Below are 12,667 nucleotides of genomic sequence, written 5' to 3' on the forward strand. Positions count from 1 at the left end.
TCGGGAGCGGCCGCGGGGGCCGCTCCCGACGGTCGGTCAGGCGGTCGGCTTCGGGATCAGGTTGAACGAGATGACGTCCTCGGGCTTGAGGCCGTCCGGGATCGCGCCCGCGCCCTGCAGGATCGCGATGCTGCGGGCGGCCCGGGCCTGGTCGATCTGGCCGAGACCGGAGCCGAGGTCCACGTACGGCCGCATCAGCGTCATCTCGGCCGCGGCGACCGGTGCGGGCTGGGTCTTCTCGAACTTGGCGTAGATCTGCCCCGCCTCCTGCGGGTTGCCGATCGTGTCGGCGAGGCCCTTGAGCAGCGCGGTCATGAACCGCTTGACCTGGTCGGGCTTCTCCTGCGCGGTCTTCTTGGACACCCCGATCGCACCGCCGAACAGGTCCGTGATCACATCGGTGTACGGGAGCACGACGGCCTTCTTGCCGCCGGCGGCCCGTTCGACGCCCGGCTTGCCGACCGGGAACTGGGTGATCACGTCGACCTGCTTCGAGGCGAGCAGTTGCGGCTGCTGCTGCGGCGCGACGTTCTGGAACTTCACCTTCGTGGCGTCGATGCCCGCGAGCCGCGCGTACGTCGGGAACAGCACCTGGTTGACCGAGCCGGGCTGGGCGCCGATCGTCTTGTTCTCCAGGTCGCGCGGCGTGCTGATGCCGCTCTCCTCCAACGCCATGAGGGCCGTCAGCGACCGCTGCTGCACAGCGCCGACGATGGTGAAGTCGTTGATGCCGCCCTGGCGCCCGTACTCCAGGAACGCGCCCGTGAGGTCGATGGACGCGTACTGGACCGTGCCCGAGCTCAGCGCCTTGAGGTTGGGGTTGGTGCCCAGGCCCGGCTTGACGTCGACCTCGAGGCCGGCCTCCTTGAAGTAGCCCTTGTCGATCGCGGCGTAGACATAGGACTCACGGCCGAAGAGGCCGAAGCCGCTCATGTACGTGACCTTCTCCAGCGGGCCGGCGGCGGCGTTCTGGGTGTTGCTGGCGGGCGCTTTGTCCTCGGAGCCGGAGCAGGCGGCCGTGGACAGCATCAGCGCTGCGATGCCCACGGCCGCTACTGCGCGGAGGGTTCTCATGACGGGTGGTCCCTTCGATGCATCGAGGTATTGACACTCATTGGGGATGGGACGACGCACCACCCTAGGGGAAACCCGGCGATCGGGACAGCCCGCACACCTATCCGTTCCGGGCAGGAAAGGGATAACCTACCGTCGATGCGTCTCCGGATCTTCGCCTCCACCAAGGGCGGCACCAGCTACGCCGACATCGCGGGCCTCGCGCGACACGCGGCGGCCTGCGGCTTCGACGGCTTCTTCCGGCCCGACCACTACCTGCCGCTGGGCGGCCCGCCCGACCCGACGCCGACCGACGTGTGGACGACCCTGGCGGGGCTGGCCCGCGACACCAGCCGGATCCGGCTCGGGTCGCTGATGACCGCGGCGACGTTCCGTTCTCCGGGCGCACTCGCGGTGACGGTGAGCCAGGTCGACCAGATGAGCGGCGGGCGGGTCGAGTTGGGGCTCGGCACCGGGTGGTACGAGCCGGAACATCGCGCGTACGGTCTCCCGCTGCCGCCGGTGGGCGAGCGGTTCGAGCGGTTGGCCGAGCAGTTGGCGATCGTGACGGGACTGTGGGGCACGCCCGCCGGTGACTCGTTCTCGTACGCGGGTTCGCACTACACCCTGGTCGGCGCGCCGGCGCTGCGGGCGACCCAGCGGCCGCGCCCGCCGCTGATCGTCGGCGGCAAGGGCCCGCGCCGCACGCCGCGGCTGGCGGCCCGCTTCGCCGACGAGTACAACGTGCAGTTCGCGAGCCCGGCGGACACCAAGGAGCTGTTCGGCCGGCTCGACGTCGAGGCGGCGCGGTCGGGCCGGTCGGTGACGCGCTCGGTCTGCGTGTCGGTCGCCTGTGGCCGTTCCGCGGCGGAGTGGGAGCGCCGGGCGGCGGTGCTGCGACCGCCGGTGCGGGCCGCCGCGTCGGGTTGCTACGGCTCGGTCGACGAGGTGGTCGACTACCTCGGCCAGTTCGCGGCGCTCGGCGCGGAGCGGGCCTACCTGCGGATCGCGGACCTGGCCGACCACGACCATCTCGACCTGATCGCGAGCGAGGTCATGCCGCAGGTGACCGGATGATCCAGCTCTTCGGTGTGTCGCAGGTGTTCGCCGGTGGCCGGGCGGGCACGGTCGAGGCGCTGCGCGACATCGACCTGAAGATCGAGGAGGGCGAATTCGTCGCGGTGCTCGGCCGGTCGGGCTGCGGCAAGTCCACGCTGCTGCGCCTGGTGGCGGGCCTGCTGCGGCCGACGCTGGGCGAGATCCAGGTGGCCGGCGAACGGGTCACGCGGGCGCGGCGCGACATCGCGATGCTGTTCCAACGCCCGGCCCTGCTGCCCTGGCGCTCGGTCTTGGACAATGTGCTGCTCCCGGCGGAGATCTTCAGGCTGGGCCGGTCGTCGTTGCGGGCGCGGGCACTCGGGCTGCTGGAGATGGTCGGCCTGGCGGGCTTCGAGAAACGGCTGCCGCACGAGCTGTCGGGCGGCATGCAACAGCGGGTGGCCCTGTGCCGCTCGCTGCTGACGGGCCCGCGGGTGATGCTGATGGACGAGCCGTTCTCGGCGTTGGACGCCCTGACGCGCGAGGACCTCTCGACGGAGCTGCAGCGGATCCACATGGAGAACCGGGCGACGATCATGTTCGTCACCCACTCGATCGACGAGGCGGTGCTGCTGGCGGACCGGGTCGTGGTGCTGACCCCGCGCCCGGGCCAGATCCAGGAGATCGTCGACATCGACATCCCGCGACCACGGTCGCTGGGCCGCACCGCCGACCTCGACCAGGTCGCCAAGACCCGCGCCGAGCTGCACGAGCTGCTCCGCCACCCGGGTTCCGGTCTTGCCACCGCGGACCTGGCAGGGACGGGCCCCCCAGGGCCCGGCCCGGTGTCCGGCGGGAGCGACGGTCGTGCCCCCGACGGACCCGGGCAAGCCTGATCTTCTATGCCGCCGGTTGCCAGACGAACTCGCGTGCCGGCACGGACGTCAGCGACGCGAAACGGTTGTTCACTTCGGACGCTTCGCGGCTGTTGGGGAAGGCGTTGGTGCACGAGACGGGCGCGCTGCTGCCCGACATCAGGTCGCTGCACAGACCCGTGCGGCGGTCCGGCAGGCCGAGCAGGTGGCCGAACTCGTGTGTGGAGATGCGCGGCTGGTAGTAGCCCTGGTTGACCGCCTGCCGGCCCATGATCCAGTAGCCGTTGCCGAGTGACTGCGTGTAGGCACGGGGCCAGCCGTTGTCCGCGTAGACCCGGATGTTGGGCGTGCGGCCGCTGGGCACCGGCTCCAGGCGCACGTTGCTCACCCGGCTGTTCCAGTTGGTCGCGCCCTGCCGGGCCACCTGCTGGAACTCCTGCGCCTGGCTGACGTCGTAGTAGAGCACCCGGACCGCGGCCTGGGCCACGCCGACGGACGCCAGTTGCACGCCGACCAGCGCGGCCGCGACGAGGGCGAGGGTGGAGAGTCTGCGGCGTAGGGACATCGGGGTGCCTCCTCGTGGGAGTCGAAGGGAGGCCAGCCTATCGAGAATCATCGATCAGTTGGAGATCCCGGCGGGCACCTACCGCGGCGGGATGGTATGGCAGGCACTACCCCGGGTTGGGGTACCTGCGGCAGTGACCCGGCACCCGCCCGACCGGGACAGTGATAAGCGAAGGATTCGCGGCTATGGGGGAGCGACGACGATGGGCGGACGATCCACAGTGGGCATCCGGGCGGCCGGCCTGCTGCTGCTGGCCCTGCTCGGGATGACCGCCGGCGGTGTGCTCGGGAAGATGCCCGTGATGGCGGACTGGTCGCCGGTGCCGGTGGCGCCGGTCATGGAGTGGGCGGTCGACGCGAGCTGGTGAGGCGGGCCGCCGGGTGCGTGACATTTCGGTCATAAGCCGCGTTATTGAATGCGGGCCGGTGTCCGGACCCATCACCCATGGAGGCCTTGTTGAAGAGATACCTGGTCGCCCTGCGGCGGCGCTGCCCGCTGCTGTTCGTGCTGGTCGCGCTCGCGGCGCTGACGCTGCCCGCCGGTGCCGCCGTCGCCCGCCCCGTGCCGGCGGAGGACGCCTACCAGCTTCGGCCGACGATCGTCCTGGTGCACGGCGCGTGGGCCGACGGCTCGTCCTGGAACGCCGTCACCACCCGCCTGCAGGCGGCCGGCTACACGGTGCGGGTGCCCCCGAACCCGTTGCGCAGCCTGGCCGGCGACGCTGAGACCACCGCGGACTTCCTCGCCACGATCGCCGGCCCGATCGTCCTGGTCGGACACTCGTACGGCGGCGCCGTCATCAGCAACGTGCGCAACGACAACGTGCGCGGCCTGGTCTATGTGGACGCTTTCGTGCCGGACGAGGGCGAGAAGGTCGCACCGCTGGTCGGCGACGACTCGATCCTGGCCGGCGACCCGGCCGGGGTCTTCGACTTCGTGCCGTACCCGGGTGCACCGAAGGGCGACGCCGACCTCTACCTGAAGGAGTCGGTCTTCCTCACCGGCTTCGCCGAGGGGGTGCCGTTCGAGCAGGCGCGGGCGCTCTGGGCGACGCAGCGGCCGCTCGCGGCGAGCGCGAGCAACCAGGAGTCCGGTCCGGCGGCCACCTGGAAGAGCATCCGGTCCTGGTACGTGCTGGGCACCGCGGACAAGGTGATCCCGGCCGACCGGCAGCGCGCGATGGCGGAGCGGGCGGGCTCGGCGGTCACCGAGGTCGACGCCGGCCACCTGTCGCTGATCACGCACCCCGACGAGGTGGCCGCGGTCATCGCCGAGGCGGTCAAGAAGAGCTGACACGGGTGCGGCCGCCGGCCCTCGTCGGGTCGGCGGCCGCGGTGTCAGCGGGCGGCCGCGCCCTCGCGCGCCTCCTGCAGGCCGCGGGCGGCCAGGCGGTCGGCGCGCTCGTTCTCCGGGTGGCCGGAGTGGCCCTTGACCCAGTGCCAGCTCACCTCGTGCGGCGCGAGCGCCGCCTCCAGTCGCTGCCACAGGTCGACGTTCTTGACCGGGGTCTTCGCCGCGGTCTGCCAGCCGTTGGCCTTCCAGCGGGGCAGCCACTTCGTGATGCCGTCCCGCACGTACACGCTGTCGGTGTGCAGCCGGACCGTCACCGGGCGGGTCAGGCTCTCCAGCGCGCTGATCGGCGCCATGAGCTCCATCCGGTTGTTGGTCGTCGCGGTCGCCTCGCCGCCGCAGATCTCCTTCTCGACCGTGCCGAAGCGCAGCACCGCGCCCCAACCGCCCGGTCCCGGGTTGCCGCTGCAGGCGCCGTCCGTCCAGATGTCCACGGTCATGCGGGCACCCTACGTGATGCCTTTCCGGTTGTACCATCTGGTACATGATGCTGACGACGAGCACCGACGCCCACGCCGATCTCGCTTCGGCCTGGGCGGTGTTGCGCGACGTGACCGACTGGCCACGCTGGACGCGGTCGATGACGTCGGTGGAACGGCTCGACGAGGGCCCGTTGCGGCTCGGCAGCCGGGCGCGGATCAAGCAGCCCGGCATGCCGCCGCTGGTCTGGGAGGTCACCACGTTCGTCGACGAGGCCGAGTTCTCGTGGACGAACCACTCGCCGGGGGTACGGACGGTCGGCCGCCACCTGATCGGCACCACCGCCGGGGGCGGCACCCGGATCACGCTCGAGCTGCACCAGACGGGCCCGCTCGCCGGGGTGCTCAACCTGCTGTCGGGCCGGCGCAACCGGCGCTACCTGGCGCTGGAGGTGGCCGGCCTGAAGGCCGCGAGCGAAGCGGCCGCCCGCCCGTGAGCGCCGCCCGCGACGCGCTGCTCGACCGGTGTTTCGAGGTGGTCCGCCGGCACGGGTTCAGCCAGTTGAGCCTGCGCGAGATCGCGGCCGAGGCGGGCACCAGCCACCGGATGCTGATCTACCACTTCGGCTCGCGGGACGGGTTGCTGGCCGAGGTGGTGGCCCGGATGGAGGCCGCGCAGCGGGCGCTCCTCGCGACGCTCGCGGCCGGCGAGTCCGATGTGTTCGCCGCCTCGCCGGCCTTCTGGGCGCAGCTCACGGGGCCGGACGTCCTGCCGGCGCAGCGGCTGTTCTTCGAGGTCTACGTGCAGGCGCTCTACGGTCGCGAGTGGACGGCCGCGTTCCGCGCGTCGGTGATCCGCGCGTGGGAGGAGCCGCTGGCGGAGCTGTTTCGGCGGGCGGGCGCCGACGCGGCGCGCGCCCGCGCGTACGCCCGGCTCGGCCTGGCGGTCACCCGCGGGCTGGGACTCGACCTGCTGATGAGCGGGGAGCGGGCCGAGGTGGACGCGGCGATGGAGCTGTTCGGCGAGTTGGCCCGCGCGGACCTGCGGGGCTGAGGGCGCCCTGGCCGGCGACTGTGGGCTGGCGGCGCGTGCGCCGCCCGCCGCCGGCGGCCGGGGCGGCCTAGGCGGAGGTCGGGCGTTGGGGCGCGATGGTGCAGGCGGCCACCGCCGTCGCGACCGTGAGGAGGTCCTCGGCGATCGCGGCCGTGACGGCGTTGACCTTGTCGGTGCCCGCCCACCGGCGCCACAGCGCGCCCGCATAGCTGCCCGCGACCGCGCCCGCCGCCCCGCACAGCGCGCCCAGCCCCGGGTGCGAGCGGGCCCGCAACGCCAGGGCGGCACCGCCCGCCGCGCCGGCGACGAGCCGACCGGCGAGGTTCGGTGGGGACAGCCGGCTCGGGGTGCTCGGCAGCTTGTCGATCACCAGTTCCACCGCCGCGCCCGCGCTGAGCAGGGCCCGGCCGGGGGTGCTGGCCGCACGGTCGAGCACCGCGGCGGGTGTGCCCGGGCGGGTCGTCAGCGCGACCGCCGCCAGACCCGTCGCGCTCCGCCCGCCCGAGGCGACGCCGACGAGGAAAGCACCGGTCAGGGCGGCTGCGGACTCCATGCCGGAAACGCTACCGCCCGGCCGGGCCGCCGGCAGCCGGTTGCTCCAGCAGCCGGGATCGCACGGCCTCGAGGTGGGCCGCGTCGACGTCGCACTCGGCCAGGTAGGTCGAGACGTCCCCGTACGCGTCGTGCAGGTAGGTCAGTGTGTTGACCATGTAGGCCCGGTCGACGCCGGTGGTCAGCGCGTAGTCGTCGGCGATCTGGTCGTCGGGCACGCCCGCGACCAGCAGGAGGAGGGCGACCAGCACGCCGGTGCGGTCCTTGCCCTCCAGGCAGTGCACCAGCACCCCGCCGGGCGGGGCGTCCGCGACCGCCCGGAAGGCCGCGCCGATCTGGGGGCGGTTGTATTCGAGCATCGCGACGTAGCTGTCGGGCAGGATCTCGTAGTCGTCGTCGCCCAACAGCGGCCGGTGCGCGTAGATCGGGTCACCCTCGAACGGGCTCGGCCGCTGGACGCACTCAGCCGTCCAGCGCAGGTCGACGATCCGGCGCAGGCCACCGGCCCGGATGGCGGCGATCGCCGGCGCGGTCAGCCGGTGCGGGCTGTCGGAGCGGAGCAGCGCCTCGGACCGGACCCGCCGCCCGCCGGCCGTGGTGAGGCCGCCGAGGTCGCGCACGTTGGTGCAGTCGGGCCAGTCGAGAATCATGAGCGCCGTTCCCTCCCGTGGGCGGATCCACATGGTGCCCCACGGGAGGGAACGCCCGCGACCCGGTTACGTGCGGCGCGCCGCGACCAGCCGGCGCCGGCCGACGAGGAGCGACCCGACCAGGACGACGGCGGCCACGCCGGCCAGCCACGGCGTGACGCCCGTCGAGGAGCGACTGGCGACCGGCTGCGCCTCCACGATTTGTTCTGCCACCGGGGCGTCGGCCGGGGGTGCCACGACCGCCGCGAACGGATCGCGCCGCTCGTCGACGGGCAGCAGCGGCGGCTTGACCGCGCCGGGCCAGTACTCGGCCAGGTGCTCCTTCGTCAGCGCGACCACGGTGGGCAACTGCTCGAGCCCGCGATTCGCGCTGATCGTGCCGACCTCGTACGCCGGGAACCAGCCCTGGATGCCGGTGACGGTGAACGGCCCGTCATGCGGCAGCACGACGGACACCGCGTAGTGCGCCGGCTCCGCGAGCGGCACGGCCGCGAACTTCGTCTCCTTGCCCGACCTGTCGGTCAGCCGCAGGGCGACCTCGTCGAGCTTGCCCTGGTGCGGATGGAACCCGTGCTGCAGGACCCACATCCCGACGGTGTAGGTCTGGCCGGCCGTCAGCTTGGCCGGCATGGGCTCCAGCACGGTCGCCGCCCAGCCCCCGGCCTGGGCCGGGCCCGGCGCGGCGAGCGCGCCGACGGTCACCGCGAGCAGGGCCGCCGCCAGTATGTGCCGCACTGTCTTCGACATGTTCGCCACCTCCGCTGGTGACGAGCCGCCCGGGCACCGGCCGGTTCCACCCCACCCGCCGAGTGGACTGCGTCGTCGACGTCGCCAACATCACCACGATGTCCAAGGCCGCGGCGCCGTCGCGCTCGTACCCCAGATGATCACCCAGCCGGTCGCGGCCGCGGAGGTCGGTGCGGCGCTCGCCGAGGTGGTCGACGGCGGCCCGCGCGGCCGGGTGCCCGACGTCGGCGGCCCGCGCGTGGAACGCCTGCCGGACCTGACCCGCCGGCTGCTCCGGCACCGCGGCCGGCGCCGCACCTCGGTCCCGGTCCGGCTGCCGGACCGGACGGGGCGGGCGATGAACGGCCCGGACCAGCTACCGGGCCCGGACGCGGTCCTGCGCGGACCGACCTTCGCCGAGTGGCTGAGCCTCCTCGCGTGACCGGGTGCGGCTCGTCCGCGCCCGGTCAGCCCTGATCAGCCGGACAGAGCCTGGTCGACCACCAGCAGCGTCTTGCCCCGCGTGGCGCGCGCCTCGATCGCCGCGTGGGCGTCGGCGGCGCGCTCCAGCGGGAAGCGCTGGCCGATCACCGGCCGCAGCCCGCCCGCGGCCGCGAGCCGCAGCGCCTCACCCGTCAGCGCCCGCAACTCCGCCGGCGTGCCGGTCGCGCCGCGCAGCAGCGTCACCCCGCGCGCCGCGGCCTCCGCGTCGGTCACGTCGGACCACGCGCCGCTCGACAACCCGTAGCTGAGCATCCGCCCACCCCGGTCGAGCAGCCCGAACGCCGCCCGTGCCACCGCGCCGCCGACCCCGTCGAAGACCACGTCGACGGGCCCGAGGCCGTCCGCCCACCCGGGCGCGGTGTAGTCGACCGCCCGGTCGGCACCCAGGTCGGCGACCAGCCCCAGCTTGCCGCCGCCGGCCGCGCCGAGCACGGTCGCGCCCGCCGCCTTCGCGAGCTGCACCAGCAGCGTGCCGACGCCGCCCGCGGCCGCTTCGACCAGCACCCGCTCGCCGGGCCTGGGCGCGGCCGCGCGGAGCAGCAGCAGCGCGGTCCGGCCGTCGGCGAGCAGCGCCACCGCGGTGTCCAGGGCGAGATCGGCGGGCACGGGTACGAGGCCCGCGGCGTCGACGGCGACCCGGGACGCGTACGCGCCGGAACCGCCGGTCGACGTCACCACCCGGGTGCCGACCAGCGCCGGGTCGACGCCGGGGCCGACCGCGCCGACCACGCCGCCGACACCGTTGCCGGGCACCATCGGGAGATCGCCCGTGTACGGCCCGAAGCCCGTCGCCCGGAACATCGTCTCGACGAACGTGATGTTGGCGTAGGCCACGTCCACCACGACCTGGCCCGGCCCGGGCAGCGGATCGGGCGCCGTGCCGGGCTCGAGCACCGACGGGTCGCCGTACCGCGTCAACCACACGACTCGCATACGCCGAAGGATCACACCTCAACCGAGGTTGAGGTCAACGTTCGGCGACACCGCCGAGGACCGGCTTGACGTCGACGATCGGCGTACCGTCGAGGGCTTCCAGGTTGTCGACCTTGACCCGGACGCCGTCGACCTCGAGCACGGTGACCCGGTGCAGGCCGATCGGGTTGGGCCGGTCCGGCGAGCGCGTGCTGAACACGCCCGTGCGGGGGCGGGTGGCGTCGCCGCGCGGGTGCACCGCGAGCACGTCCCGGGCCGCCCGGTCGAACCAGGTGAGCAGCAGGATCTCCTGGCCGGGCGCGAGGTCGGCGAGCGCGGCGGCGACCGCCGGGTCGAACTCCAGCCAGGCGTCGGGCCCGCCCTCGTCGCCCTGTTTCGGCGCGGCCGCGGCGTCGGTCAGCGGTGAGGAGACGACCCCGACCGGGGAGATCTCAATCATCCGCCGATCGTAGCGATTCGAGGCGCCGGGCCAGGTAGTCCCGCTCGGGTTCGTTGCCGACGAGCGCGAGCGCCGACTCGTACGCGTCGGCCGCCTCGCCGGTGCGGCCCAGCCGGCGCAGCAGGTCGGCGCGGGCCGCGGGCAGCAGGTGGTAGCCGGCGAGATGCCGGTCGGCGGCGAGCGCGTCGAGCAGCGCGAGCCCGGCCTCGGGACCATCCACCATGGCCACCGCGACCGCCCGGTTGAGCTCGACCAGCGGCGAGGGCGCCACCGCGCGGAGCACGTCGTAGAGCGCGACGACCTGGGGCCAGTCGGTGGTGGAGACGGACGCGGCGTCGTCGTGGACGGCGGCGATGGCGGCCTGCAGCGCGTACGGGCCGGGCGGCCCGCCGGTCAGCGCGTCGACCACCAGCCGCCGACCCTCGGTGATCTTGTCGAGCGTCCACAGCGAACGGTCCTGGTCGTCGAGCAGCACCAGGCGGCCGGCGGGGTCGACCCGGGCCGGCCGGCGGGCGTCGACCAGCAGCATCAGCGCGAGCAGGCCGGCCACCTCCCGCTCGCCGGGCAGCAGCCGGTGCAGGATCCGGGCCAGCCGCACCGCCTCGTCGACCAGGTCGCCGCGGACGAGGGTCGGGCCGCCGGTCGCCGCGTACCCCTCGGTGAAGATCAGGTAGATCACCCGCAGCACCGCCGGGAGCCGGTCGGGTAACTCGGCCGCCGCCGGCACCCGGAACGGGATCCGCGCGTCGCGGATCTTGCGTTTGGCCCGGACCACGCGCTGCGCCATCGTCGCGGGCGGCACGAGGAACGCCCGCGCGGCCTCGGGCGTGGTCAGGCCGGCCAGGCAGGTCAGGGTGAGCGCGAGTTGGGCGTCGAGGCCGAGCGCCGGGTGGCAGCAGGTGAAGAACAGCCGCAGCCGTTCGTCGGGCGCGTCGTCGCTCCACACCGGATCGACCGGCGGGGCGTTGTCGCGACGGTCGGCCTCGACCTGGAGCAGGGCCAGCTTCGCGGCGAAGACCTTGTCGCGCCGCAGCTTGTCGACGGCGCGGTGCCGGGCGACCGTGAGCAGCCACGCGCCCGGGCGGTCGGGCACGCCGTCCGTGGGCCAGCGCGCCACGGCGGTCGCGACCGCGTCGGCCGCGACCTCCTCTGCCAGGTCGAGATCGCCCAGGGTACGGACGAGCGCCGCGAGCAGCCGGCCCCACTCCTCGCGGAAGACGGCTTCGACGCTGTCCGTACCCATGGGCATGGTGCTCAGTCGCCGAACTCCATGATGGGGCGGACCTCGATGGAGCCGCGGGTCGCGCCGGGGCAGCGCTCGGCCCACTCGATCGCGGCGTCCAGGTCGGGCACGTCGATCAGGTAGTAGCCGCCGAGCACCTCGCGGGTCTCGGCGAACGGGCCGTCGGTGACCATCCGCTGCCCGTCGCGCACCCGCACGGTCGTGGCGGTCGACGACTCCTGCAGCGCGTCGCTCCCCTGGACGACGCCCGCCTTCTGGATCGCGTCGGAGTAGGCCCAGTACTCGTTCATCACCTTCTCGTCCTCGGCCGGGTCGGGCGTGCCGCGGTTTTCCTCGCTGTAGATCAGCAACAGGTAGCGCATGGGTTTCTCCCTATGGCATGCGGTGGTCGGTGACCACCTCTCATCCTGATGACGAGCGGGTCGGCCGCAATCGACATCGCGGGCCGAAATTTCTAGACCGGTATCGCGAGAGTGACGGTCAGGCCGTCTTCCACCTCGCCGGTGACGGTGCCCAACTGCAGGGAGTAACCGTCGCTGAACACCATGTCGGATTCGAGCGTGGTGTCGCGCATGTTGCGCACGCTCTGCTCGTAGCCGGCGGTGGCGTAGACCTTGGTGCTCGGGTCGGCCGGCAGGGCGATTTGGCTGGTGCGCAGCTTGTCACTGGCCGTGGTCGCCTTGTCGAGCGTGGCGTAGACCTCGAAGTGGATGTGCGGCCAGCGGCCGTCGTACGCGGCGGGGTAAATGCTGGTGAAGGTCAGCTTGCCGGCCGCGTCGGCGACCTGGACGCCGCGGAGGTAGTTCTCCTGCTCGACGCCCTGCGAATACAGCGAGTAACGGCCCTGCTGGTCGCAGTGCCAGAGGTAGACGGCGGCGCCAGCTAGCGGCCGGCCGTCGCCGTTGGCGACGTCGAGCACCGTGAGGGCGATCGTCAGCGGCACACCCGTCGCGACGGCCGATCCAGTGCCGAAGCTGCGGGTGAGGTCGCTGCGCACGATGCCGCTCTCGGTGAGGACGTTGACGCCGTTGGAACCGTCACCGGGGTACGGCCCGGCGGTCTCCTCGGGGATCTCACCGTCGGCGGCGGTGCTCCGCGCGGCCGGGGGCGGGCCGCTGCGGGGTCCCGTCGTCGTTTCACCGGCCGGTGCCGAGCAGCCCGCGACGGTGGCCGCGCCCACGCCGCCGAGCAGGCCGAGCAGTCGCCGCCGGCTGAGCAGCGTGGGCAGGTCGAGCGAGAGTCCCTGGTCGTGCTGGTGCATCGGCG

19 protein-coding genes are annotated in these 12,667 nt (G+C 73.3%); 8 read left to right on the plus strand and 11 right to left on the minus strand.

From position 1 onward, the window contains the following. Window positions 1-36 precede the first annotated feature (36 nt). Window positions 37-1,074 (minus strand): ABC transporter substrate-binding protein, encoded by a 1,038-nt coding sequence (locus Asi02nite_RS01535; protein WP_203710260.1) that lies wholly within the window; start codon window positions 1,072-1,074, stop codon window positions 37-39. A gap of 138 nt (window positions 1,075-1,212) precedes the next feature. Between Asi02nite_RS01535 and Asi02nite_RS01540 the strand changes: the two genes are divergently transcribed. Continuing rightward, window positions 1,213-2,130, plus strand: a complete 918-nt coding sequence (locus tag Asi02nite_RS01540; protein WP_203710261.1) for a TIGR03560 family F420-dependent LLM class oxidoreductase — start codon at window positions 1,213-1,215, stop codon at window positions 2,128-2,130. Beyond that, window positions 2,127-2,987, plus strand: coding sequence for an ABC transporter ATP-binding protein (locus Asi02nite_RS01545; RefSeq protein ID WP_203710262.1), 861 nt, complete (start codon window positions 2,127-2,129; stop codon window positions 2,985-2,987). Before Asi02nite_RS01540 ends, Asi02nite_RS01545 begins: the two co-directional genes overlap by 4 nt. Before the next feature lie 4 nt (window positions 2,988-2,991). Here Asi02nite_RS01545 and Asi02nite_RS01550 read toward each other — a convergent pair whose 3' ends face one another. Further along, window positions 2,992-3,531: a snapalysin family zinc-dependent metalloprotease gene (locus Asi02nite_RS01550; RefSeq protein ID WP_203710263.1), complete on the minus strand. Its 540-nt coding sequence runs from the start codon at window positions 3,529-3,531 to the stop codon at window positions 2,992-2,994. A gap of 202 nt (window positions 3,532-3,733) precedes the next feature. Here Asi02nite_RS01550 and Asi02nite_RS01555 point away from each other — a divergent pair, with 202 nt between their 5' ends. After that, window positions 3,734-3,898: a hypothetical protein gene (locus Asi02nite_RS01555; protein WP_203710264.1), complete on the plus strand. Its 165-nt coding sequence runs from the start codon at window positions 3,734-3,736 to the stop codon at window positions 3,896-3,898. Between the two features lie 89 nt (window positions 3,899-3,987). Then, window positions 3,988-4,824, plus strand: coding sequence for an alpha/beta fold hydrolase (locus Asi02nite_RS01560; RefSeq protein WP_239126399.1), 837 nt, complete (start codon window positions 3,988-3,990; stop codon window positions 4,822-4,824). 44 nt (window positions 4,825-4,868) lie between these two features. Here Asi02nite_RS01560 and rnhA read toward each other — a convergent pair whose 3' ends face one another. Next, window positions 4,869-5,321: a ribonuclease HI gene (gene rnhA / locus Asi02nite_RS01565; protein ID WP_203710267.1), complete on the minus strand. Its 453-nt coding sequence runs from the start codon at window positions 5,319-5,321 to the stop codon at window positions 4,869-4,871. A 44-nt stretch (window positions 5,322-5,365) separates the two neighbouring features. Here rnhA and Asi02nite_RS01570 point away from each other — a divergent pair, with 44 nt between their 5' ends. Together Asi02nite_RS01570 and Asi02nite_RS01575 are read left to right on the plus strand one after the other, a co-directional pair. Continuing rightward, window positions 5,366-5,797 (plus strand): SRPBCC family protein, encoded by a 432-nt coding sequence (locus tag Asi02nite_RS01570; protein ID WP_203710269.1) that lies wholly within the window; start codon window positions 5,366-5,368, stop codon window positions 5,795-5,797. After that, a complete protein-coding gene (locus Asi02nite_RS01575) occupies window positions 5,794-6,354 on the plus strand; it encodes a TetR family transcriptional regulator (protein WP_203710271.1) in 561 nt (186 codons plus the stop codon). Before Asi02nite_RS01570 ends, Asi02nite_RS01575 begins: the two co-directional genes overlap by 4 nt. A 67-nt stretch (window positions 6,355-6,421) precedes the next feature. Here Asi02nite_RS01575 and Asi02nite_RS01580 read toward each other — a convergent pair whose 3' ends face one another. The 3 genes from Asi02nite_RS01580 to Asi02nite_RS01590 form a co-directional block, all read right to left on the minus strand. Continuing rightward, on the minus strand, window positions 6,422-6,907 hold the full coding sequence (locus Asi02nite_RS01580) for a hypothetical protein (RefSeq protein ID WP_203710272.1): 486 nt from the start codon (window positions 6,905-6,907) through the stop codon (window positions 6,422-6,424). A 10-nt stretch (window positions 6,908-6,917) separates the two neighbouring features. Beyond that, window positions 6,918-7,556, minus strand: coding sequence for a tyrosine-protein phosphatase (locus tag Asi02nite_RS01585; RefSeq protein WP_203710273.1), 639 nt, complete (start codon window positions 7,554-7,556; stop codon window positions 6,918-6,920). A gap of 66 nt (window positions 7,557-7,622) precedes the next feature. Then, window positions 7,623-8,303, minus strand: coding sequence for a hypothetical protein (locus tag Asi02nite_RS01590; protein WP_203710274.1), 681 nt, complete (start codon window positions 8,301-8,303; stop codon window positions 7,623-7,625). A gap of 17 nt (window positions 8,304-8,320) precedes the next feature. Between Asi02nite_RS01590 and Asi02nite_RS42235 the strand changes: the two genes are divergently transcribed. Further along, window positions 8,321-8,443 carry a hypothetical protein gene (locus Asi02nite_RS42235; protein ID WP_275410245.1) on the plus strand — a complete coding sequence of 41 codons (123 nt, stop codon included), beginning with the start codon at window positions 8,321-8,323 and terminating at the stop codon, window positions 8,441-8,443. Beyond that, window positions 8,440-8,724 (plus strand): hypothetical protein, encoded by a 285-nt coding sequence (locus Asi02nite_RS01595; RefSeq protein WP_203710275.1) that lies wholly within the window; start codon window positions 8,440-8,442, stop codon window positions 8,722-8,724. The genes Asi02nite_RS42235 and Asi02nite_RS01595 overlap by 4 nt, the downstream gene beginning before the upstream one ends. 35 nt (window positions 8,725-8,759) lie before the next feature. Here Asi02nite_RS01595 and Asi02nite_RS01600 read toward each other — a convergent pair whose 3' ends face one another. The 5 genes from Asi02nite_RS01600 to Asi02nite_RS01620 all read right to left on the minus strand — a co-directional run bounded on the left by Asi02nite_RS01600 (window position 8,760) and on the right by Asi02nite_RS01620 (window position 12,662). Next, window positions 8,760-9,719 (minus strand): zinc-binding dehydrogenase, encoded by a 960-nt coding sequence (locus Asi02nite_RS01600; RefSeq protein ID WP_203710277.1) that lies wholly within the window; start codon window positions 9,717-9,719, stop codon window positions 8,760-8,762. 34 nt (window positions 9,720-9,753) lie between these two features. After that, window positions 9,754-10,158 (minus strand): tRNA (N6-threonylcarbamoyladenosine(37)-N6)-methyltransferase TrmO, encoded by a 405-nt coding sequence (gene tsaA / locus Asi02nite_RS01605; RefSeq protein ID WP_203710278.1) that lies wholly within the window; start codon window positions 10,156-10,158, stop codon window positions 9,754-9,756. Further along, on the minus strand, window positions 10,151-11,407 hold the full coding sequence (locus Asi02nite_RS01610) for an RNA polymerase sigma factor (RefSeq protein ID WP_203710280.1): 1,257 nt from the start codon (window positions 11,405-11,407) through the stop codon (window positions 10,151-10,153). The genes tsaA and Asi02nite_RS01610 overlap by 8 nt, the downstream gene beginning before the upstream one ends. Before the next feature lie 5 nt (window positions 11,408-11,412). After that, on the minus strand, window positions 11,413-11,763 hold the full coding sequence (locus tag Asi02nite_RS01615; RefSeq protein WP_203710282.1) for a YciI family protein: 351 nt from the start codon (window positions 11,761-11,763) through the stop codon (window positions 11,413-11,415). A gap of 92 nt (window positions 11,764-11,855) precedes the next feature. Beyond that, window positions 11,856-12,662 (minus strand): dioxygenase family protein, encoded by an 807-nt coding sequence (locus Asi02nite_RS01620; protein WP_203710284.1) that lies wholly within the window; start codon window positions 12,660-12,662, stop codon window positions 11,856-11,858. Window positions 12,663-12,667 lie beyond the last annotated feature (5 nt).

It is taken from the genome of Asanoa siamensis (assembly GCF_016862555.1).
GTDB lineage: Bacteria > Actinomycetota > Actinomycetes > Mycobacteriales > Micromonosporaceae > Asanoa > Asanoa siamensis.

Excerpts from the sequence above, each read along its gene's own strand:
- Asi02nite_RS01535 (WP_203710260.1), bottom strand. The coding sequence starts at position 1,074 with ATGAGAACCCTCCGCGCAGTAGCGGCCGTGGGCATCGCAGCGCTGATG.
- Asi02nite_RS01540 (WP_203710261.1), top strand. The coding sequence starts at position 1,213 with ATGCGTCTCCGGATCTTCGCCTCCACCAAGGGCGGCACCAGCTACGCC.
- Asi02nite_RS01545 (WP_203710262.1), top strand. The coding sequence starts at position 2,127 with ATGATCCAGCTCTTCGGTGTGTCGCAGGTGTTCGCCGGTGGCCGGGCG.
- Asi02nite_RS01550 (WP_203710263.1), bottom strand. The coding sequence starts at position 3,531 with ATGTCCCTACGCCGCAGACTCTCCACCCTCGCCCTCGTCGCGGCCGCG.
- Asi02nite_RS01555 (WP_203710264.1), top strand. The coding sequence starts at position 3,734 with ATGGGCGGACGATCCACAGTGGGCATCCGGGCGGCCGGCCTGCTGCTG.
- rnhA (WP_203710267.1), bottom strand. The coding sequence starts at position 5,321 with ATGACCGTGGACATCTGGACGGACGGCGCCTGCAGCGGCAACCCGGGA.
- Asi02nite_RS01570 (WP_203710269.1), top strand. The coding sequence starts at position 5,366 with ATGATGCTGACGACGAGCACCGACGCCCACGCCGATCTCGCTTCGGCC.
- Asi02nite_RS01580 (WP_203710272.1), bottom strand. The coding sequence starts at position 6,907 with ATGGAGTCCGCAGCCGCCCTGACCGGTGCTTTCCTCGTCGGCGTCGCC.
- Asi02nite_RS01585 (WP_203710273.1), bottom strand. The coding sequence starts at position 7,556 with ATGATTCTCGACTGGCCCGACTGCACCAACGTGCGCGACCTCGGCGGC.
- Asi02nite_RS01590 (WP_203710274.1), bottom strand. The coding sequence starts at position 8,303 with ATGTCGAAGACAGTGCGGCACATACTGGCGGCGGCCCTGCTCGCGGTG.
- Asi02nite_RS01595 (WP_203710275.1), top strand. The coding sequence starts at position 8,440 with ATGATCACCCAGCCGGTCGCGGCCGCGGAGGTCGGTGCGGCGCTCGCC.
- Asi02nite_RS01600 (WP_203710277.1), bottom strand. The coding sequence starts at position 9,719 with ATGCGAGTCGTGTGGTTGACGCGGTACGGCGACCCGTCGGTGCTCGAG.
- tsaA (WP_203710278.1), bottom strand. The coding sequence starts at position 10,158 with ATGATTGAGATCTCCCCGGTCGGGGTCGTCTCCTCACCGCTGACCGAC.
- Asi02nite_RS01610 (WP_203710280.1), bottom strand. The coding sequence starts at position 11,407 with ATGCCCATGGGTACGGACAGCGTCGAAGCCGTCTTCCGCGAGGAGTGG.
- Asi02nite_RS01615 (WP_203710282.1), bottom strand. The coding sequence starts at position 11,763 with ATGCGCTACCTGTTGCTGATCTACAGCGAGGAAAACCGCGGCACGCCC.
- Asi02nite_RS01620 (WP_203710284.1), bottom strand. The coding sequence starts at position 12,662 with ATGCACCAGCACGACCAGGGACTCTCGCTCGACCTGCCCACGCTGCTC.